The following is a 20,002-nucleotide window of genomic DNA, read 5'->3' as shown; positions in this document are numbered from 1 at the left end:
TCGCCGCCCCAAGGCTCCCCGCCTTCGCGAGATGCCGGCCGATGGGGATGACGACGGGAAGGTCTGCGTTACACGTTCGGACCTACGTCGGAACCACGCCTACTTCGCCGGAACGGCCTGCAACGCTTCGCCAGCCGATGAGGCAGGCGCCGTCTCCGGCGCGCACGCCGAGCACACGCGTTCGACCGTGTAGCCTTTCGCGCGCAGCTTCTCGACCACGCCGTCCTCGCCGAGCAGGTGCAGCGCGCCGACGACGACCATCGTGTCGCCCTTCTTCTGGCCGTCGAGCATCTGCTGGATCTGCGGCACCCACGCGTCATTGCGTTCGACGTTGACGATGCGATACGTCTGCGGCGTCTTGTCGCGCATCTCCTCGCGCGTGAGGGTGTCCAGCTTCGCGACGTCGCCATCGCGCCAAGCGTTGTGCAGTTCGCTCAACATGCCCGGCATTTCCGTCGGCTTGTCGAGGAACTCCCTGAGCGATTTCACCTGCTCGTCCATCGGCGTGGAATCGAGCACGCCCAGCTGCAGGTCGATCGACTCCAGCCCGCCGGTCGCCTTCCTGCTGGCGATCGCCTGCTGCATCAGTACCTGGTCGAGGCCACGGTCGGGACGAAAGCCCATCTGCTGCGAGACGCCGAGCATCAGCGACAGGTTCACGAACCACGGCTCGTAGGCGTCGAACTGCGCGATCGACGCGCCGCGCTGCGCGAGGATGCGGTTGAACTTCTCGCGCAACGTCGCCGGCAGCACCTGGCTCAGCGTGCGGCCGTCGGCGTAGCCCGCCGCGGCGAGGAATTTCTGCGCCATCGCCGGATCGAGCATCTGTTCCGGCGGCACTTCGAAGACGATGCGGTCGGCGCTGGCGAAGGCCTGGTCGATGTCGCCGGACACCGGGTAGTCGTCCGCCTTGAGCAGGTGGAACGACCCGAGCAGGTACACCGCGTTGTCGCGATCGGACACCTTCCACAGCAGCGGCACCGGCGGCGGCTTGCTTGTCACCGGCGCGGCGCTCGCGGGCTGGGCCGGCGTCGCCGGTTGGGCCGGCGAGCGCGCCTGCTCGACGGCGAGCGCCACCGACATCAGGCCGACGGCGGCGGCGAGCGAAAGGCACAACAGCTTGAGGCGGCGACGCATCGGGAACGGGATCCGGATCAGTTGGCGGAGTGGGCGTAGGTCTTTTCGCCGGCCTGGATCGCCACGTCCAGCCGGTTTTCCGGCGGCGGCAGCGGGCAGGTCGCGAACGGCGTGAACGCGCACGGCGGGTTGCGCGACTGGTTGAAATCGAGCACGACGGTGCCGCCGACGCCCGGCTTGGCGACATCGAGGAAGCGCCCCGCCGGATAGCTGCCATGGCCGCTGGTGCGATCGGCGAACACCAGGAACAGCGTCTCGGCGCCTTCGTCCAGCGCTTCGATGCGGAAGGTCTTGCCGTCGCGTTCGAACTCGATCGCGCCCGGGTTCGGCACCGCATCGGTGGTGCCGATGATGTTCGCGATCTCCAGCGTCTTGCCCGCCGGATGCGGCACGAAGCGGCCCTCCACGCGCCAGTCGGCGGTGGTGGGCCAGTACTCGATGCCGCGGAAGCCCGTGCGCGTCGGCGCGTCGGCGTGCTTCACGCGCAGCAGGTAGCGGTCGCCGCGCTTGATCACCGTTGCCTGGCCCTTGCCTTCATCGAAGGCGATGACGCTCGGGCCGGTCGGTGCGTCGTCGGCGCGCAGGATGGCTTCGCTGGTGAACGGCTGGCCGTCGAGCGTGATCGCCGCGCCCTTCTCGGGAACGAAACGCACACGGTTCTGGCTGAGGTCGACCATGCCCAGGTGCGCCGGGCCGACCGCGAGCTTGATGCCGTTACCCGCGGACGAGCCGATGTAATGCGAGCCCGGGTCGATCCAGTGCAACCCGACCAGGCTGGTCCAGCCGTCGGGCTTGGTGAGTTCGGTGATGCGCAGCTGGCGCGTCACGTCGAGCTCCTGCTGGAACGCCACGCGCGCCGCCTTCGACTGCTCGGCCGTAGTGGCGTCGTCCGGCTTGGGCCCGCAGGCAGTGATCGCACCCAGCATCATGAAGATCATTGCGCCCTTCGCGACAGAAGCCATTAACGTCCTCGCAGGAACCAGCGGTCGATGTCGGGCAGCGTGAAACGCGCCCAAGTGGGACGGCCATGATTGCACTGGCCGGAGCGTTCGGTGATTTCCATTTCGCGCAGCAGGGCGTTCATCTCGGGCAGAGTGAGACGCCGGTTGGCGCGAACCGCGCCGTGGCAGGCCATGGTGGCGAGCAGTTCGTCGCGCGCGGCGGCCACGCGCAGCGACTCGCCATGCTCGCGTAGATCGGCCAGCACGTCGCGCAGCAGCGCTTCGACGTCGCCATGCGCGAGCAGCGCGGGCACCGAGCGCAAGGCCAGCGACTGCGGCCCGCTGCGGGTCACTTCGAACCCCAGTTCGGCCAGCGTCTGCGCTTCGCGTTCGGCGACTTCGGCCTCGCGTTCGGACACGGCGAGCGTCGCCGGCACGAGCAGCGGCTGCGTGCGCAGGCCTTCGCCGTCGTGCGCGTTCTTGAGTTTCTCGTAGCCGATGCGCTCGTGCGCGGCGTGCATGTCGACGACGATCAGGCCCTCGGCGCTCTCGGCCAGGATGTAGATGCCGTGCAGCTGCGCGATCGCATAACCCAGCGGCGGGAGCGTGGCGTTGTCGCTGTGCGGCAAGGTGGCTGGTTGCGCATTCTGCGCGAACGACGGCGCGACAGCCGTCGCGGCACCGTTGCCGTACAGCGCCGCGTAGCCCGCGCGCGTCTCCGCCACCTGCATCGGCAGCGGCGATTGCGAGGCGCGGTCGAGGTAGGTGTACGCGGGTGCGGCCGCAGCCCCGTATCCGCCGAATGGCGTCGCGACCGGCGCATCGTTCGCCGGCATGCCGGGCACGCCCGCGACCGTACCGGCGCGCGTTTCGGCCAATGCGTTCTGCAACGTGCGGTACACGAAATCGTGGATCAGGCGCGCATCGCGGAAGCGCACTTCGTGCTTGGCCGGATGCACGTTGACGTCGACGCGGCGCGGATCGAGTTCCAGGAACAGCACGTACGCCGGTTGCCGCCCGTGGAACAGCACGTCGGCATACGCCTGCTTGATCGCGTGCGCGATGCTGCGATCGCGCACGGCGCGCCCGTTGACGTAGAGGTACTGCTGGTCGGCACTGGCGCGGTTGTACGCCGGCTGCGCGATCCAGCCGTGCAGTCGCAAGCCGGCGCCTTCGTGTTCGATGCGCAGCGCGTTGCGCGCGAATTCCTCGCCGAGCGCTTCGTGCAGGCGGACTTCGGACAGAAGATCGCCCTCGCCTTTCCAGCGACGCGACGGCTTGCCGTTGTGCGAGACGCGCAGTTCGACGTCCGGACGCGCGAGCGCGAGCTGGCGCAGCCATTCCTCGATGTGGCCCAGCTCGGTGCGTTCGGCCTTCAGGAACTTCCGGCGCGCCGGCACGTTGAAGAACAGGTCGCGAACCTCGACCGTCGTGCCTTGCGGGTGCGACTTCGGCATCACCTCCCCGAGGCGACCGCCGTCGATTTCCAGCGTCGCCGCGCGGTCGCTGCCGTCGCGGCGCGAGGTGAGCGCGAAGCGGCTGACGGAGGCGATCGAAGGCAGCGCCTCACCGCGGAAACCGAGCGTGGCCACGCCTTCCAGGTCGTCGAGCGAGGCGATCTTGCTGGTCGCGTGGCGCGACACGGCGAGCGGCAACTGGTCGGGGTCGATGCCCTTGCCGTCGTCGCGGATGCGGATGAGGCGGACGCCGCCTTCCTCCAGGTCGATGTCGATGCGCCGCGCGCCGGCATCGAGCGCGTTCTCGACCAGCTCCTTGACCACCGAAGCGGGACGCTCGATGACCTCGCCGGCGGCGATCTGATTGATGAGGGTGTCGGGGAGCTGGCGGATCGTCACGGCTTGGCGATGCGGCCCGGCATCGTCGAGGGAATCGCGTTCATCATAGCCGACGAAGCGGGCCGTCAGGCCGCTCGCGCAAACGAAAACGCCCGGGAATCCCGGGCGTCTTCAGGTGGCGGTCGCGCGGCGCGATCAGAGGCTGCCGCCGCTCGATTCGCCGGTGGTGGCGATCTGGGCGTCCGCGCGGGCGGCGTAGAGCGTGCCCGGCGGCGGCTGGCGGGTGAAGTAGGTGTTGACGCCATCCAGCACCGCACGCGCCAGCTTGGTCTGGTGCGCCGGATCGTTGAGGCGCTTTTCCTCGTCCGGATTGGAGATGAAGGCCGTTTCGACCAGCATCGCCGGCATGTCGGAGGTGCGCAGCACGGCGAAGTTCGCGCGTTCGATGTTCGGCTTGTGGTTGGCGCCGACGCGCTTGAGGCCGTCCAGCACGTGGCCGGCGGCGTCTTCGGACGCGCGCATGTGGCCGCTCTGGGTGAGGTCCAGCAGCACCGAGGCCAGCGTGTTGTTGGCCTGCTCCAGGCGCACGCCGCCGATCAGGTCGGAGGCGTTTTCCTTGTCGGCCAGCCAGCGGGCGCGCTGCGAGGACGCGCCCTTCAGCGAGAGCACGTACACCGACGAACCCCGCGCCGCGCGGTTCTCGGCGGCATCGGCGTGGATGGAGATGAACATGTCGGCCTTGGCCGCGCGCGCCAGCTGCGCGCGACGCGGCAGCGGGATGAACACGTCGGTGTCGCGGGTGAGATAGGCCTTCAGACCCGGCGTGGCGTTGACCTGGCGCGCGAGTTCGCGGGCGATCGCGAGCGTCGCGTCCTTCTCGCGCTTGCCGGACGGGCCGATCGCGCCCGGGTCCTGGCCGCCGTGGCCGGCGTCGATGGCGATGACCAAGGGACGCATGCCGCGACCGCGCATCACGTCCTTCATCGTCTTGACCGGCGCCTGCGCGGCGGGCGTTTCCGACGTCGCCGTAACGGGCGAGCCCGGCATCGGCGTCGGCACGCCGGTCGCGATCCGGGTCGGAACACCCGTCGCGATCGTCGTGGCGACCGGCGCCTTGACCGCGCCCGCTGCCGGCGGCGCGAGCGTGTTCTGCGACGCCGCCGACGGGCCCGACGCCGCGATCTGCGCCGCGGTCGGTGTCGGCGTGACGGTGGGCATGGCGGACGGCGGGACCGTCGCCGGCGTCACCGGCGCCGTTGCGGGCGTCGCGTGCGTCGATGCGGTTGCCGTCGGCGTGTTGTCGTTGCGCGCGACGATCTCGGAAATCAGGCGCGTCGTCGCGGCGGACGACGCCGCCGGGTCGAACTTCTGCGCCATCTGCGGGTTCGCCGGCGCGGCTTCGGCCGCGGCGGTGGAGGACGGGGTCGCGGTCGGCGCAACGGGCGCGCTGGTCGCCACCGTCGACGCGGCCGTTGCGGACATCGCGCCGTCGCCCGGCCATTCGAGCACCAGGCGCGGGCCGTCGCCGGCCTGTTCGATACGCGGCTTCAGCACGGCGACGGGTTGGGCCAAGTCGAACACGATGCGTGCCGTGCCCGGCGTGGGTTCGCCGGTGCGGACGGCCTTCACCACGCCGCTGGCGGCCGGCAGGCGGAAACCGCGCGCCAGCGCCGAGGACGGCAGGTCGATGACCAGACGGTCCGGCCCCTTGAGGCTGATGACCTTGAAGTCGGCGGCGCGATCGAGGGCGATCTCGGCGCGGGTGCCGGTGGCGCCGTCGCGCAGCTCCAAGCCTTTGATTTCACTCGCGTGCGCAAGATTCCACGCCACCGCGCCGAGCAGCGCGAGGCCGAGCAGACATTTCTGGACGGTGGCGGCCGTGACACGCATGGGCGCTAGTCAAGCACCGGGAAATTAATTTTGCAAGCACTTTTCCCTTACGAATCCGGGACCTGCCGAGTTTTCCTGCAAATCCGTTCAGGAGTCGCCCGCAACTTCGTGCCCGACCGACACCCGTCCGACCCAGGCGTCCCCGACCGGAGAGCCGGCGTGCAGCCGGGCGATCCGGCCCGGCCCACGCATCGACAGCTCAATCGTCAGGTCTGGCGCGGCCAACGCCCCGGCGCCCCGTTCGGGCCATTCCACCAGCCACAGCCGCACCTCGGCCCCGTCCAGACCGAGGAACTCGAGTTCGCCCGGATCCGCGATTCGATACAGGTCCAGATGCCACGCTTCGCCGTCGGCGAGCGGATAGCGTTCGACCAGCGTGTACGTCGGGCTGCGGATCGCACCCTGCACGCCGAGCGCCCGCAACAGCGCGCGCGCGATCGTCGACTTGCCCGCGCCCAGATCGCCGTGCAGGTGCACGGTCGCCTGCGCGGGACGCGTTATCGCCAGGCGTGCGCCGAGCGCATCGGTCGCGTCGGCATCGGGCAACCACAGTTCGATCATCGGGTCGGCTCCCGGCCGTAAGGTTCCTGGTTCGAAAAGTGCCGCAGCCACGGCATCAGATCGCTGGGCAACAGGCCGCGTTCGCCGCCGTCGTGCGCGGCTGCGTCGCCCGCTGAGGAATGCAGCAACGCGCCGCACGCCGCAGCGTCGAACGCGCCCATGCCCTGCGCGCGCAGCGCGGCGATGACGCCACTGAGCACGTCGCCCATGCCACCCACTGCCATGCCCGGATTGCCCGCCGTGACGACGCGCGGCGTTTCGTGCGCGGACATCACGATCGTACCGGCGCCTTTCAGCACGACCACGCACGCATAGCGATCGCACAACGCGCGCGCCGCGGCGAAGCGATCGCGCTGGATGTCGGCGGTGTTCGTATCGAGCAGGCGCGCCGCTTCGCCCGGATGCGGCGTGATCACCGCATCGGCCGGCAAAGCGAACGGGCGCGTCGCCAGCAGGTTGAGTGCATCGGCATCGAGCAGCAGCGGTTTTCCGCTGGCGATCGCGCGTTCGTACAGCGCGACGCTCCACTCCCCGCGTCCGAGCCCCGGCCCGAGCGCGATCGCATCCGCGCGATCGAGCGCCGCCTGCAATGCATCGGCATCGCCGACGTCGTGCGCCATCGCTTCGGGCAAGCGCGCGAGCAAGGGTCCGACGTGACGTTCGCGCGTCGCGACTTCGACCAGCCCGGCGCCGCTACGCAACGCCGCTTCGGCGCACAGCAGGATCGCGCCGCCGCTGCCGTGATCGCCGCCGATGCACAGCACGCGCCCGTTGCGGCCCTTGTGGCTGTCGCGCGGACGCGGTGCGAGCCATCGCGGCAGATCGGTCGCGGCAATACGTTCGGCGACGGGGGCAACGCCGCCGAAATCATCCGCCGCCAGTTCGAGCGGTGCGAGCGACAGCACTCCCGCGTGATCGAGCGCGGCGCCGGTACGCAGCCCCGCTTTCGGCGCGATGAATTCGATCGTTCGCGTCGCGATCACCGCTGCGCCCGGCACCGCACCGCGATCGGCATCGACGCCGCTGGGTACGTCGAGCGCGAACACCGGTGCCTCGTGCGTGTTGATCGCGGCGATCAGATCCTGCGTCGTCGCGTCGGGCAAGCGCGAAAAACCGATGCCGAACAGCGCATCGACGATGAGGTCGCATCCCGGTAGGTCGCTGGCGACGTCAGCGATACGGCCGCCTGCCGCGGCGTATTCATCGGCGGCGCGACGGGCGAGCTCGCTGCGCGGCGCGTGTTCAGGCAGACGCACGACACGCACGCCACGTCCGGCTTCGTGTGCATGGCGTGCAAGAACATAGCCGTCGCCGCCGTTGTTGCCCGGCCCGCACACGACAAGGATGCCCATCGCATCCGGCCAGCGCGCGAGCAGGTCGCGCCACGCGGCCTGCCCGGCGCGGCGCATCAGTTCGAAACCGTCGCCCAGCCGCTGCGTGGCGCGCGCCTCCAGCGCCCGCAGCGCGGTCGCATCGTAGAGCGCATGAACGAACGGAGCGGCGGCGTGGGGCATCGCGCGATTCTATACTTGCCATGCCGTGAACCCGTCCGCATCGCCCGCTCCCCTGCCCGCCTCCGCGCCCGACTACGACGCGCTGTCTTTGCGCGTGCGCGAGCTGGCACGCGAGTTCGGATTCCAGCGCTGCGGCATCGCCGGAATCGACCTCGGCGAGGACGAGGCCTACCTGCGCGACTGGCTCGCGCAGGGACTGTACGGGTCGATGGACTGGATGGCGCGCCACGGCGAACTGCGTGCGCGCCCGCACGAGCTGCATCCGGGCACGGTGCGCGTGATCTCGGTCGGACTGGATTACGGGCGCGACGCCGACGAGGCCTGGGCGACGCTCGACGATTCCGAGCGCGCCTACGTGGCGCGCTATGCGCTGGGCCGCGACTACCACAAGCTGATGCGCCAGCGCCTGCAACGCCTCGCCGACCGCATCGCGGAAGTCGTCGGCCCGTTCGGCCATCGCGTGTTCGTCGACTCCGCGCCGGTGCTCGAACGCGCGCTCGCACGCAACGCCGGGCTTGGCTGGATCGGCAAGCACACGTGCCTCATCGACAAGGACGGCGGCTCGTTCTTCTTCCTTGGCGAGATCTACGTCGACCTGCCGCTTCCCATCGACGCGCCGGCGAGCGCGCATTGCGGCACGTGCCGTCGCTGCATCGACATCTGCCCGACGCAGGCGATCGTCGCGCCCTATCGCCTCGATGCGCGGCGCTGCATCGCGTACCTGACGATCGAACACGAAGGCGCGATTCCCGAAGACCTGCGCGCGCCCATCGGCAACCGCATCTTCGGCTGCGACGACTGCCAGCTCGTGTGCCCCTGGAACAAATTCGCGCAACGCACCGACGAGCCGGATTTCCGCGTGCGCAACGACCTGGACAAAGCGACGCTGGTGGACCTGTTCGCGTGGAGCGAAGAAGACTTCCTGCAGCGCACCGAAGGTTCGGCGATCCGGCGTAGCGGGCACGAGCGATGGCTGCGCAACATCGCCGTCGCACTGGGAAATGCGCGTTCGACGCCGGAGGTGATCGACGCGCTGCGTGGTCGATTAGCGACCGTGAGCCCGATGGTGCGTGAGCACATCGAGTGGGCGTTGCGGCGCCATGGGGTGGATCCGGCGAGCTGACGCTGCGCTCGTGTAGCCCGGGTAAGCGAAGCGCACCCGGGGACCTTGATGCATGACCCGGGTGCGCTTCGCTTACCCGGGCTACAAGAGCCTTGCTACAAGCGCGCGGCTATCAGCGCCGCAGCTGTTCGAGCAACGCGCGCGTCACCGGATCGTCCGCCTGCGCCTCGCCTTCCAGCGCGGGCAGCAGACGCGACGCGACCTGCTTGCCGAGTTCCACGCCGAACTGGTCGAAGGCGTTGATGCCCCACACCAGCGACTGCAGGTACACGCTGTGTTCGTACAGCGCGAGCAGCGCGCCAAACGATTGCGGCGTCAGCGCATCGAGCAGGATCGTCGTCGTCGGGCGACCGCCCGCATACGCGCGGTGCGGATCGTCGCTCGCCTGGCCGTTCGCGAACGCTTCGGTCTGCGCGAGCAGGTTGGCCTGCAAGGCGCGATGGTTCTGCGGATACGGCGCGTCGGCACGGATCACGCCGATGAAGTCCGCCGGCACGATCGACGTGCCCTGGTGCAGCGCCTGAAAGAAGCTGTGCTGCGTGTCGGTGCCGGCGCCGCCCCACCACACGGGCACGGTCTCGACACCCACCGGCGAGCCGTCGGTGCGTACCGACTTGCCGAGGCTCTCCATCACCAGCTGCTGCAGGTAGTTCGACAGCAGCTTCAGGCGCTCGTCGTACGGCAGCACTGCCTGCGTCGCGTAGCCCAGGCCGTTGCGGTTCCACACGCTGGTCAGCGCGTGCCAGAACGCGAGGTTGGTTTCGGCAGGCGTGTGCAGCACGTGCGCATCCATCTGCGCGGCGCCGTCGAGCAGTTGCTCGAACGCGTCCATGCCGATCGCCAGCGCGATCGGAAACCCGACCGCCGACCAGAGCGAATAACGCCCGCCCACCCAGTCCCACATCGGCAGGATGCGTTCGGCGGGAATCGAGAACGACTGCGCCGCACGTTCGACGTTCGCCGACACGGCGTACAGACGCTCCGTGCCGCCCAGCCAGTCGCGCAGGATCGCGCCGTTGAGCAGCGTTTCCTGCGTGCCGAAGGTCTTGGAAATCAGCACCGCGGCGGTGCGCGCGGGATCGAGGCCGGCCAGCACGCGCTGCGCGGCATGGCCGTCGACGTTGCTGAGGAAATGCACGCGGAAGCGGCCCGGCTTCGGCCCGCTCAATGCATCGACCGCCAGGCGCGGCCCGAGATCGGAACCGCCGATGCCGACGCTGACGATGTCGGTGATCCCGCTGGCGGCGAGCGAATCGACCAGCTCGCGCATGCGCTTTCGCGCTTCGAGTGCCTGCGCGTGCGCGGCCTTGGCGACGGGCGCGTCGGACAGATCGCTGCGCAGCGACGTGTGCAGCACGCTGCGACCTTCGGTGAGGTTGATCTTCTCGCCGTCGAAAAGCGCCTTCAGGCGCGAAGGCGCATCGACGGACTGCGCGAGCGCGAACAGCGCGGCGAGCGCGTCGCGGTCGTAATGCTGGCGGGCGAAGTTGGCGTAGATCGGCCCGACGCGCAGGGCGAAATCCTGCGCGCGCGCCGGGTCCTGCGCGATCAGCTTCGCCAGCGGGGTGTGTTGGATGCGCCCGGCCTGGGCGCGCAGTTGGCTCAGACGGGAAGCGGCATCCATGGGCGATCAGGCCGCCTGTGCCGGCATCGAACGGTTGGTATGCGTGAGCGCGTTGTCGCGGTCCACGTACACCAGCGTCGGCTTGTACTTGGCCGCTTCGGCCTCGTCGCACACGCCGTAGGCGCAGATGATCACCAGGTCGCCCGGCTGCGCGCAGTGCGCGGCGGCGCCGTTCACCGAGATCACGCCGCTGCCCTCTTCGCCGCGGATGGCGTAGGTGACGAAGCGCTGGCCGTTGTTCACGTTGTAGATGTGGATCTGCTCGTACTCGCGGATGCCGGAAATGTCGAGCAGGCGGCCGTCGATCGCGCAGGAGCCTTCGTAGTGAAGCTCCGCGTGGGTCACCGTCGCGCGGTGGATCTTGGCCTTGAGGATGTTCAGTTGCATGGATTTCGACTCCGGCCGCAACGCGCAAGCGCTGGGCGTGCAAGGGATTTGGGCAAGTCTAGCAGCGCATGGCGCGGTGCAACATCATCCGGCCTTCGCGATTGGCGCCGGCGCTGGAACGCTCAGGATCGTGCGCGTCCAGGCGCGTTCAGGCGGTGAATTCGAGGTTGTCGATCAACCGCGTGCGGCCCAGCCTGGCAGCGATCAACGCCACCATGGAACCGGTTTCATGGTTCGCCGGCTCGGTCAGGTCGGGCCGGCGCACGACCGCGTAGTCCGGCTGGAAACCGGCCTCGACCAGGCGCTTGGTCGCCTCGCTTTCGACGGCCTCGCGCGGGCGGCCCGCGGCGATCGCCTCCGCCATCGTCGCCAGGCAGCGGCGGATCTGCGCGGCCTGTTCGCGCTCCTCGTCGGACAGGTACTGGTTGCGCGAACTCATCGCCAACCCGTTCGCCTCGCGGACGATGTCGGCGCCGACGATCGCGATCGGGAACGCGAGGTCGCGCACCATGTAGCGCACGACGGCGAGCTGCTGGTAATCCTTCCGGCCAAACACCGCGACGTCCGGCTGCACCTGGTTGAACAGGCGCGACACCACCGTCGCGACGCCGTCGAAATGCCCGGGCCGCGAGGCGCCTTCCAGCGTCGAGGTCACGTCGGGCACCTGCACGCGCACGGTCGCCTCGACGCCGTACGGATACATCGCCTCGACCGATGGCAGCCACAGCGCATCGCACCCGGCCGCTTCCAGGCCGCGTGCGTCGGCGCCGGGCGTGCGCGGATAGCGCGCGAAGTCCTCGTTCGGGCCGAACTGGGTCGGATTGACGAACACGCTGGCGACCACGCGATCGGCGTGTTCGCGCGCGAGGCGCACCAGCGAGAAATGGCCGTCGTGCAGGTTGCCCATCGTGGGCACGAAGGCGACGCGCAGGCCGTCGCGCTTCCAGCTGCGCACGCGTTCGCGGAGCAGTTCCAGGTCGGTGAAGGTTTCGATCATTGCGGTGTTCTGGCGAATCCGGGAGTGGATCGGCTCAAGCGTAGGAATGTTCCGCGTCCGGGAACGACCCGTCGCGGACCGCCTGCGCGTACGCGGCGAAGGCGCCGGCGATCGAGCCGCCTCCGGCGAGGAAGTCCTTCACGAAACGCGGGCGACGGTGGCCGGAATTCACGCCGAGGAGGTCGTGCAGCACGAGCACCTGGCCGTCGCATTGCGGGCCCGCGCCGATGCCGATGGTAGGGATGTCGAGGTCGGACGTGATCGCCGCGGCGACCGGCGTCGGCACGCACTCGAGCACGAGCAGCGTGGCGCCGGCGTCCTGCACGGCATGCGCGTCCTCGCGCAGGCGCCGGGCGGCGACTTCATCGCGACCCTGCACCTTGTAGCCGCCCAGGCGCAGCACCGACTGCGGTGTCAGGCCCAGGTGGGCGCAGACCGGGATCTCGCGATCGACGAGGAAGCGGATGACCTCGAGCTTGTGCGCGGCGCCTTCCAGCTTGACCATCGCCGCGCCCGACTGCAGCAGCCGGAGCGATGCGTCGAGCGCGCGCTCCGGCGTGGCATCGGCGCCGAACGGCAGGTCGGCGATCAGCAGCGCCTTGTCGAGGCCGCGCGCGACGCAGGCCGTGTGGTAGGCGACGTCGGCGGTGGTCACCGGGATCGTGCTGTCGTGGCCCTGCATCACCATGCCGAGCGAATCGCCGACCAGCACCAGGTCGATGCCGACCTCGTCCATCGTCCGCGCAAAACCGGCGTCGTAGCAGGTCAGCATGACCAGCTTCCGGCCGTCGCGCTTGGCCTGCGCGAGCGCGGGAACGGTCCAGGGCTTTTCGTTCGGCGTTCCGCTGTACATGGGGGTTTTGTGCGCCGGCGCGAACGCTCAGGCGGGATCGAGGGGGTCCGCATACGTTACCCCCTCGACCTGCGAGGGTGCCATCCTGGCCAGTGCCTGCGCGGCGGTACCTACGTCGGGGATGCGCGCATCGGGCGCGATTTCGGCCAGCGGTACCAGCACGAACGCGCGCTCGTGCAGGCGCGGATGCGGCACGTGGAGGCCGGGCTCGTCGATGCGTGCCTCGCCATAGAGCAGCAGGTCCAGGTCCAGCGTGCGCGGCCCCCAGCGGTCGCTGCCGTCCTCGAGCCGGCGACGTCCGGCCTCGCGCTCGATCGCCAGCAGGTCCCCGAGCAGTTCACGCGGCGCGCGACGGGTGCGCAGCAGCGCGACGGCGTTGATGAAGTCCGGCTGCTCGGTCACGCCCCACGCGGCGGTGCGGTAGAGCCTGGACGCCCGCGCGACACGGGTATCCGGGAGCGCATCGAGCGCGCGAAGCGCGTGCTTCAGCGTGGCGATGCTGTCGCCCAGGTTGCTGCCCATGCCGATGAAGGCCTGGCTTTCGGGCGTTTCGTTCATTCGCCGCCGTGGGCGGTCTTGCGACGGCGGCGACGACGCTTGCGCGGCGCCTCGCCCTCTTCGTTCGACTCGATGTCGCGATGCGCCTCGGCCTGCACCGCCAGCGCATGACCCGGATCGGTCTGCGCCTCGCGCCAGAACGCGACGTCATCGGCGTGCTCGTCGGACGCGGCCAGTCGAAGGTTGAGGAAATCGAAGGCCGCACGGAAACGCGGATGCGCCAGCGTGCGGAACACGCGCTTGCGCTGGCGCTGCGAGAAGCGCGATTGCAGCAGCCAGATTTCCTGCATCGGCAGTGAGAACCGACGCGGCAGCGCGATCGTTTCCAGCTGGTGCACGGTGACGCGATCGGCCGCGCGACGCTGCGCTTCGGTCGCATGCACGCCCTGCGCCTGCAGCGTGATCAGCGCGCGGCAGTACGCCGGCCACAGCAGCAGCGCGAAGAGGAACGCCGGCGACACCGGTTCGTCGTTCGCCACGCGCGTGTCGGTTCCCTTCAGGCCTTCCAGCAGCATCCGACGCAGCGCGCCGCTGCGGTTGGACTTCAGCGCGGCCGCGGTTTCCGGCAGCAGCGCCGGCAGCAGGCCGTGGCGCTCCAGGCCGAGGAAGCTCTTCACGGCGTGGCCCGACAGGAACAGCTTCAGGCATTCCTCGAACAGGCGCGCCGGCGCGGCTTCGCGCAGCAGCGGGGCCAGTTGCGCAATGGGCTTGGCGGTCTCCGATTCGATCTCGAAGTCGAGCTTCGCCGCCAGGCGCACCGCGCGCAGCATGCGCACGGGGTCTTCGCGATAACGCGTTTCCGGATCGCCGATCAGGCGCATCAGCCGGTTGCGCACGTCCTCGAAGCCACCGGTGTAGTCGCGCACCGAGAAGTCCTCGATCGCGTAGTACAGCGCGTTGGCGGTGAAGTCGCGACGCACCGCGTCGTCCTCGATCGTGCCGTACACGTTGTCGCGCAGCACGCGGCCGCCTTCGTGCAGTTCGCGATCGCCGCTGCCGTCGTCGCTGTTCGCGCGGAAGGTCGCCACTTCGATGATTTCGCGGCCGTAGACCACGTGCGCCAGGCGAAAGCGGCGACCGATCAGGCGGCAGTTGCGGAACAGGCCCTTGACCTCTTCGGGCGTCGCGTTGGTGGCGACGTCGAAGTCCTTCGGGTGTCCGCCGATGAGCAGGTCGCGGACGGCGCCGCCCACCAGGTACGCGTCGAAACCGCCTTCACGCAGGCGGTAAAGCACGCGCAGGGCATTGGGGCTGATGTCGCGCCGCGAGACGTTGTGCTGGTCGCGCGGAATGATCTGCAATTGGGTTCGGATTTGAGGTTGCATCAGGCGGGCGTGCCGCGGATCCTTGGAAAGATGGCCGTTGCCGCCGGCAACAGCGGCGCATATACTAGCAAGCCGCGTTACGTTGAGAGCCTGCGCGGGGTTCACCGCTTCACATGCTCCCATCGTCTAGAGGCCTAGGACACCGCCCTCTCAAGGCAGTAACACGGGTTCGAATCCCGTTGGGAGTACCAATTCCGAAGCCCGCGCAGCGATGCGCGGGCTTTTTGTTTGCGGGCCCGCGGCCCGTGTACCCCGTCCCAGCCGAGCCCATCCGCCAAGCCCGGCTTGGGGCTCGCGGCGGCGAATCGCTAGACTATTGCGATGCCCGGCGCCGTCGCGGCGCCACTTTTCACGGAAATCCCGGCCATGCCCTTCGTCGTCACCGAGAACTGCATCAAGTGCAAGTACACCGACTGCGTGGAGGTGTGCCCGGTCGACTGCTTCCATGAGGGCCCGAATTTCCTGGTGATCGACCCGGACGAGTGCATCGACTGCACCCTGTGCGAGCCGGAATGCCCCATCAACGCGATCTACCCCGAGGACGACGTGCCCGCCGGGCAGGAGGTCTACGTCGCGCTCAACGCCGAGCTGTCGAAGGCCTGGCCGGTGATCACCACGCGCAAGGACCCGCTGCCGGACGCCAAGGAGTGGGAAGGCAAGCCGGGCAAGCTGGATCTGCTGGAGCGCTGAGCGCAACGCGCCCTACCCTGCCGACGCATCGCCCGGTGCGCTTCGCTTACCCGGGCCTATAAAAGCCGCCGCTTACCCCAACGAAAACGGGCGCCTTCCGGCGCCCGTTTCGCGTTTTTCTGGCCGACGCCTTACTGCGCGCCGAGTGCCGTGCGCAGCGTGTCGACGAGCTTCTTCGGCGCGTCGCCCGTGGCGGGCAGGCCGCGCGGGTCGACGGCCGACACGTAGGCGCCGGCGGACGCACCGGCCACGCGCACGAGGAAGTTCGCGCCTTCGTAGCTGACGTCGTAGACGCCAAGCGCTTCGGCGCGGCTGGTGATGGTCACGCCCTGGATGGCGGCGAGCGCTTCACCGACCTTCGCGAAGGCTTCCTCGCGACCGATCGCCAGGCCGAAACCGCCCGACGCCTGGCCCGATTCCACCGACTGGCGCGCGGCGGCCGAAGGCACGTTCACGGCGGTGTCGGTGCGCGGCTGGTCGAGGTCCGGCGGGACTTCCAGCGGACGCGTTTCCGGGCTCTGCGCGTAGAGGTCGCTGCCCTTGCGGAACCAGCTGCAGCCGGAGCCGAGCGCGACACCCGCCAGCAACAGGCCGGCCACGGCGGCGCGGGTGATCGAAACGTTGGGACGCATGTAAGTCTCCTGCAGGGTTCAGGCCACGAGCGATTCGTGGCATTCCAGTTCGAGTTCGGCCACCAGCGCGGCGATCGCCGCGGCGGTGCCGGCATGTGCGGCCGAGAGCGGCAGCAACGGCAGACGCAGCCCGTGGCCGATGCCCTGTCGCGCCAACAGCGCCTTGACGGGAATCGGATTGGGCTCGACGCCGAGGAAGTCGTAGGTCGTCTGCAGGCGCGCATCGAGCGCGAGCGCGGCATCGCGCTGGCCGGCGCGCGCCAGGTCGGCGAGGCGGCGGAAGGCGTGCGGCACGACGTTCGAGGCCACCGAGATGACGCCGTCCGCGCCGGCGAACATCGCGCGGCACGCGGTCGGGTCGTCGCCGCTGAGGATCGCGAAGCCGTCGCCCTTGAGTTCGAGCAGCGCGGCCATGCGCTCGGGTTCGCTGCGCGCTTCCTTGATGGCGACGATGCGCGGGTGTGACACGAGTTCGGCAACGGTCTCCGGCAGCAGGTCGCCGCCGGTGCGGCCGGGCACGTTGTAGAGCACGACGGGGAGCGCGTCGTCGTCGGCGATGGCGCGGTAGTGCGCGAGAAGGCCGGCCTGTGTCGGACGCACGTAGGGCGGCGTCACGACCAGCGCCGCGTCGGCGCCGAGCGCGGCGACGCGGCGGGTAAGTTCGATGGTTTTGGCGGTGTTCGACAGGCCGGTGCCGGCCAGGACCGGAATGCGCCCGGCGACGCGCTCAACGGCGGTGCGCAGCAGCGTGTCGTACTCGGCGTCGAACAGTGCCGCCGCCTCGCCCGTGGAGCCGGCGACGACGATGCCCTGGGTGCCCGCCGCGAGCTGCCCGTCGAGCAGCCGGTTCCATGCGTCGAGGTCGATTTCGCCGGTCGCGGTGAAAGGCGTCGCCAGCGCGGTGATGCTGCCGGAAAGTCGCAAGGTCTTGTGTTCCGAGGGGACGCGTTTGCAGGAGTCCGCGCCGGTCCGCGCGGGGGTTGGGTGACTTCGTCTTGGTGCCGTCTCAGCGCCGTTCCGACGGCGCCGAGCGCGCGCGCAGCGCTTGGCGATGTTACTTGCGGCGTGAAAGCGTGGGCAAGTATGCTCCCGCCAAGCACGGGCCCCTCACGGGCCACCATTCAGTATCCGAGCCCAGGCTCACCAGGACAGGCGCCGCCTTGACCGATTCCGCTTCCCGGCCGTCGCCGAACGAAAACCACCTCCTGATCAACGCCTACACGACGCATCCGGAGTCGCCGCTGCTGTCGGTGACGCGTCGCATCGCCGATTCGGGGTGCAATCTCGTCGACGCCCGTCTGGCGACGGTGGGTCGCGACGTGTCGGTGACGACGCTGGCGGTGGGCTCGTGGGATTCGGTGGCCAAGCTCGAAGCCATGCTCACGCGCCTGGAGCGCGAGGAAGGCCTGAAGCTGGTGTGGTACCGCACCGGCGCCAAGCAGGTGCAATCGAGCCTGCTGCCGTACGTGGTCGAGGTCGTGGCCGCCGACAAGCCGGGCATCCTGTTCCAGCTGGCCGACTTCTTCGACCGCCAGGGCATCACGATCGAAAGCCTGCACTCCTCGCGTTACCGCGCGATGCAGACCGGCGCGGAAATGTTCTCCGCGCAGATCACCATCGGCGTGCCCTCGAGCATGCACATCGCCGCGTTGCGCGACGATTTCCTCGAGTTCTGCGACCACCTCAACCTCGACGCGATCATGGACCCGATGAAGTTCTGATCGCCCGCGCGATACGAACTGACACGACGATGCTCGACACCGGCGACCGAATTCCGAAAGACGTTTCCGCCCTGCCCCTGTCGCTGTCCAGCGGCGAGACCGCGCAGTTGAAGGACTTCGCAGGCAGTTGGCTGGTGCTCTACTTCTACCCGAAGGACAGCACGCCCGGCTGCACCACCGAAGGCATCGACTTCAACGCGCTGCTGCCGAAGTTCCGGAAGCTGGGCGCGACCGTGCTCGGCGTCTCGCGCGACTCCATCAAGTCGCACCAGAACTTCTGCGCGAAGCAGGGTTTCAAGTTCGACCTCGTCAGCGACGGCGACGAAGCGCTGTGCAACGCCTTCGGGGTGATCAAGCCCAAGAAGCTCTACGGCCGCGAGTATGTCGGCGTGGAGCGCAGCACCTTCCTCATCGATCCCAAGGGCGTCATCGTGCAGTCATGGCGCCCGGTGAAAGTGCCCGGCCATGCGCAGGCCGTGCTCGATTCGCTCAAGGAACACACGACGCAGTGACCCCCTCCGGATGCCCGCCACACCGCCGTCCCGCAACGCGGGCCACGGCGGCGTCGCCGTGCACGAATGCCTCGTCGGCGGCCTGCCCGCGCGCAGTCAGGTTTCCGGCGGGACGAAGCAGTACACCACGCAGCAGCATCCCGTTTTCCAGGCAGTCCCACCCGCATCGGAGCGTTCGATGACCAGAAGCAAGCGGATCTACGTGCTCGACACCAATGTCCTCATGCACGACCCGACCGCGCTGTTCAAATTCGAGGAACACGATGTCTTCCTGCCCATGCAGGTGATCGAGGAACTCGACAACGCCAAGAAAGGCAACTCCGAAGCCAGCCGCAACGCGCGCCAGGTCAGCCGCTTCCTCAACGAACTGATCGAAGCCGGCGGCTCGGACAAGATCAGCGAAGGCATTCCGCTCAACCGGCCGCAGGGCCTGCAGTTGCGCGGCGAACAGAGCATCGGCCGCCTGCGTTTCCAGACGCGCGACTTCGATTCGGGCAAGCGCTTCGGCGCGGTGATTCCCGACAACCACATCCTGGGCTCGATCCTCACGCTGAAGGAGAGCGACCCCGGCGTGCCGGTGGTGTTCATCTCCAAGGACGTGAACCTGCGCATCAAGGCGTCGATCGCAGGCATCGTGTCGGAGGATTACGAGAACGATCGCGCGCTCGACGATTTCAGCCTGCTCTACACCGGCGCGACCGCGCTGCCGGAGGATTTCTGGCAGCGCTACGGCAAGGACCTCAAGTCCTGGACCGAAAAGGGCCGCACGTTCTACGAGATGCACCGCCAGGAAGGGGACGACTTCCATCCGAACCAGTTCCTCTACCTGCCCGGCGACGAGGAATCGGAGCTGAAGGTCGCGCGCGTCAACGACGAGAAGGTGGTGCTGCAGATCGTCGACGACTACCGCCATCACCAGCACGCGGTGTGGGGCATCGCCGCGCGCAACCGCGAACAGAATTTCGCGCTCAACGCGCTGATGGATCCGGAGATCGACTTCGTCACGCTGCTCGGCACCGCGGGCACGGGCAAGACGCTGCTCGCGCTGGCCGCGGGCCTGGCGCAGACGATGGACCAGCAGCGTTACCGCGAGATCATCATGACCCGCGCGACGGTGAGCGTCGGCGAGGACATCGGCTTCCTGCCCGGCACGGAAGAGGAAAAGATGACGCCGTGGATGGGCGCGCTGACCGACAACCTGGAAGTGCTCACGCACAACCAGGAAGGCGGCAGCTGGGGGCGCGCGGCGACCAACGACCTGCTCGCCAGCCGCATCAAGATCCGCTCGATGAACTTCATGCGCGGCCGCACGTTCCTGAGCCGCTGGCTGATCCTGGACGAAGCGCAGAACCTCACGCCCAAGCAGATGAAGACGCTGATCACGCGCGCCGGCCCCGGCACGAAGATCGTGTGCCTGGGCAACGTCGAGCAGATCGATACGCCGTACCTCACCGAAACGACGTCGGGCCTGACGTACGCGGTGGACCGGTTCAAGAACTGGGAACACAGCGCGCACATCACGCTGCGTCGCGGCGAACGCTCGCGCCTGGCGGATTACGCGTCGGAAGTGTTGTAAGGCTACCCTCTCGCACGTACGCCGACGCGCGCGGCGTCCGGCCCCTCTCCACCGGGAGAGGGGTTGGGAGGGTCGGAACGCGCAACGCCGCTCACTCGCGAATGGCTCTGTAAGCCTGCCTTTGTAGCCCGGGTAAGCGAAGCGCACCCGGGATCGCAGCAAGTC

18 protein-coding genes, 1 tRNA gene and 1 pseudogene are annotated in these 20,002 nt (G+C 68.9%); 6 read left to right on the top strand and 14 right to left on the bottom strand.

Translation table 11 applies throughout. The annotated features are described in order from the left end of the window. Positions 1 to 99: 99 nt before the first annotated feature. The 6 genes from LA521A_RS06650 to LA521A_RS06625 all read right to left on the bottom strand — a co-directional run bounded on the left by LA521A_RS06650 (position 100) and on the right by LA521A_RS06625 (position 7,839). Positions 100 to 1,137 (bottom strand): TraB/GumN family protein, encoded by a 1,038-nt coding sequence (locus LA521A_RS06650; protein ID WP_281781524.1) that lies wholly within the window; start codon positions 1,135 to 1,137, stop codon positions 100 to 102. A gap of 17 nt (positions 1,138 to 1,154) precedes the next feature. Beyond that, entirely contained in the window at positions 1,155 to 2,066 is a 912-nt protein-coding gene (locus LA521A_RS06645) for a DUF1684 domain-containing protein (protein ID WP_425494585.1), read from the bottom strand. Positions 2,067 to 2,098: 32 nt separating this feature from the next. Next, on the bottom strand, positions 2,099 to 3,934 hold the full coding sequence (gene mutL / locus LA521A_RS06640; RefSeq protein WP_281781522.1) for a DNA mismatch repair endonuclease MutL: 1,836 nt from the start codon (positions 3,932 to 3,934) through the stop codon (positions 2,099 to 2,101). A gap of 135 nt (positions 3,935 to 4,069) precedes the next feature. After that, entirely contained in the window at positions 4,070 to 5,764 is a 1,695-nt protein-coding gene (locus tag LA521A_RS06635; RefSeq protein WP_281781521.1) for an N-acetylmuramoyl-L-alanine amidase, read from the bottom strand. Between the two features lie 87 nt (positions 5,765 to 5,851). Beyond that, positions 5,852 to 6,325, bottom strand: a complete 474-nt coding sequence (gene tsaE, locus LA521A_RS06630; protein WP_281781520.1) for a tRNA (adenosine(37)-N6)-threonylcarbamoyltransferase complex ATPase subunit type 1 TsaE — start codon at positions 6,323 to 6,325, stop codon at positions 5,852 to 5,854. Next, complete coding sequence (locus LA521A_RS06625; RefSeq protein ID WP_281781519.1) at positions 6,322 to 7,839, bottom strand: NAD(P)H-hydrate dehydratase; 1,518 nt, start codon at positions 7,837 to 7,839, stop codon at positions 6,322 to 6,324. The genes tsaE and LA521A_RS06625 overlap by 4 nt, the downstream gene beginning before the upstream one ends. Before the next feature lie 52 nt (positions 7,840 to 7,891). On the opposite strand from LA521A_RS06625, the gene queG reads away from it, so the two are divergent. Continuing rightward, entirely contained in the window at positions 7,892 to 8,962 is a 1,071-nt protein-coding gene (queG, locus tag LA521A_RS06620; protein WP_281782038.1) for a tRNA epoxyqueuosine(34) reductase QueG, read from the top strand. A gap of 112 nt (positions 8,963 to 9,074) precedes the next feature. On the opposite strand, the gene pgi is transcribed toward queG, so the two are convergent. The 6 genes and pseudogenes from pgi to pcnB all read right to left on the bottom strand — a co-directional run. Then, the gene (pgi, locus tag LA521A_RS06615; RefSeq protein WP_281781518.1) at positions 9,075 to 10,586 is read right to left on the bottom strand and encodes a glucose-6-phosphate isomerase; all 1,512 of its coding nucleotides are present in this window, start codon (positions 10,584 to 10,586) and stop codon (positions 9,075 to 9,077) included. Positions 10,587 to 10,592: 6 nt separating this feature from the next. After that, positions 10,593 to 10,973 carry an aspartate 1-decarboxylase gene (gene panD, locus LA521A_RS06610; protein ID WP_206859352.1) on the bottom strand — a complete coding sequence of 127 codons (381 nt, stop codon included), beginning with the start codon at positions 10,971 to 10,973 and terminating at the stop codon, positions 10,593 to 10,595. 148 nt (positions 10,974 to 11,121) lie between these two features. Continuing rightward, positions 11,122 to 11,970, bottom strand: a complete 849-nt coding sequence (panC, locus tag LA521A_RS06605; RefSeq protein ID WP_281781517.1) for a pantoate--beta-alanine ligase — start codon at positions 11,968 to 11,970, stop codon at positions 11,122 to 11,124. Positions 11,971 to 12,004: 34 nt separating this feature from the next. Next, positions 12,005 to 12,823, bottom strand: coding sequence for a 3-methyl-2-oxobutanoate hydroxymethyltransferase (gene panB / locus LA521A_RS06600; RefSeq protein ID WP_281781516.1), 819 nt, complete (start codon positions 12,821 to 12,823; stop codon positions 12,005 to 12,007). A 27-nt stretch (positions 12,824 to 12,850) separates the two neighbouring features. Further along, entirely contained in the window at positions 12,851 to 13,381 is a 531-nt protein-coding gene (gene folK / locus LA521A_RS06595) for a 2-amino-4-hydroxy-6-hydroxymethyldihydropteridine diphosphokinase (RefSeq protein ID WP_281781515.1), read from the bottom strand. After that, positions 13,378 to 14,682, bottom strand: a pseudogene (pcnB, locus tag LA521A_RS06590) (polynucleotide adenylyltransferase PcnB); the annotation flags it as partial. The gene folK and the pseudogene pcnB, both read right to left, overlap by 4 nt. A 139-nt stretch (positions 14,683 to 14,821) precedes the next feature. On the opposite strand from pcnB, the gene LA521A_RS06585 reads away from it, so the two are divergent. After that, positions 14,822 to 14,897, top strand: a tRNA-Glu gene (locus tag LA521A_RS06585). A gap of 175 nt (positions 14,898 to 15,072) precedes the next feature. After that, the gene (fdxA, locus tag LA521A_RS06580; protein WP_206859357.1) at positions 15,073 to 15,396 is read left to right on the top strand and encodes a ferredoxin FdxA; all 324 of its coding nucleotides are present in this window, start codon (positions 15,073 to 15,075) and stop codon (positions 15,394 to 15,396) included. Between the two features lie 131 nt (positions 15,397 to 15,527). Here fdxA and LA521A_RS06575 read toward each other — a convergent pair whose 3' ends face one another. Continuing rightward, positions 15,528 to 16,028: a hypothetical protein gene (locus tag LA521A_RS06575; RefSeq protein WP_281781513.1), complete on the bottom strand. Its 501-nt coding sequence runs from the start codon at positions 16,026 to 16,028 to the stop codon at positions 15,528 to 15,530. 18 nt (positions 16,029 to 16,046) lie between these two features. Then, positions 16,047 to 16,952 carry a 4-hydroxy-tetrahydrodipicolinate synthase gene (gene dapA, locus LA521A_RS06570; protein WP_281781512.1) on the bottom strand — a complete coding sequence of 302 codons (906 nt, stop codon included), beginning with the start codon at positions 16,950 to 16,952 and terminating at the stop codon, positions 16,047 to 16,049. A gap of 236 nt (positions 16,953 to 17,188) precedes the next feature. Here dapA and LA521A_RS06565 point away from each other — a divergent pair, with 236 nt between their 5' ends. The 3 genes from LA521A_RS06565 (at position 17,189) to LA521A_RS06555 (ending at position 19,837) form a co-directional block, all read left to right on the top strand. After that, a complete protein-coding gene (locus LA521A_RS06565; RefSeq protein ID WP_115840728.1) occupies positions 17,189 to 17,749 on the top strand; it encodes a glycine cleavage system transcriptional repressor in 561 nt (186 codons plus the stop codon). 29 nt (positions 17,750 to 17,778) lie between these two features. Next, positions 17,779 to 18,261: a peroxiredoxin gene (locus tag LA521A_RS06560; RefSeq protein ID WP_281781511.1), complete on the top strand. Its 483-nt coding sequence runs from the start codon at positions 17,779 to 17,781 to the stop codon at positions 18,259 to 18,261. A gap of 178 nt (positions 18,262 to 18,439) precedes the next feature. Further along, the gene (locus LA521A_RS06555; protein WP_281781510.1) at positions 18,440 to 19,837 is read left to right on the top strand and encodes a PhoH family protein; all 1,398 of its coding nucleotides are present in this window, start codon (positions 18,440 to 18,442) and stop codon (positions 19,835 to 19,837) included. Positions 19,838 to 20,002: the final 165 nt, after the last annotated feature.

The organism is Lysobacter auxotrophicus (assembly GCF_027924565.1).
GTDB lineage: Bacteria > Pseudomonadota > Gammaproteobacteria > Xanthomonadales > Xanthomonadaceae > Lysobacter_J > Lysobacter_J auxotrophicus.
Note: the sequence above shows the minus strand (reverse complement) of the source record. Positions and strands in the feature narration are given on the sequence as shown.